The organism is Paenibacillus sp. 05T425, assembly GCF_056396205.1.
On record NZ_JBFTLA010000172.1, the window covers coordinates 1 to 372 of the forward strand.

Annotated in this window: 1 protein-coding gene; it reads right to left on the bottom strand. The window is 62.6% G+C overall.

Features of this window, described 5'->3' with window-relative positions; translation table 11 throughout:
* A partial coding sequence (locus AC1DF0_RS32625) for a hypothetical protein (RefSeq protein WP_477577772.1) occupies nt 1-372 on the bottom strand: 372 nt, incomplete at both ends.

Here is a 372-nt window from a genome sequence, read left to right on the forward strand (position 1 = left end):
TTCTACCATCCAGTCGAACAGCAAGTACAAGATCGCCAGCATGCCGCAGAACGAGAGGTTGTGGGTGGGTAGCCGCCATGCCCGGTTACGCAGCTGTTCGGAGGTCTTTTTGTCCGGGTAGGTTGCCGCCAGCTCGTAGTGCTGCGGCGTTCCGCCGACGGTGATTGGCTCGGGCGGATCTGGAAGTTGATGAGTGCCATGCAGGAAGGCGCCACCGCCTCCGCAGGTGATGCGTTGCGGTGCCTGGCTGCCGGCTTTTGGCTGGTAGCGCGCGTAGTGGTGCGAGTCTCCGGCCAGGACCACCGCCAAGTGGTCACCCAAGAGCTGCTCGATCTCGCGCAGACTGCTGAAGCGCAAGGTCTGGGTCTCGAT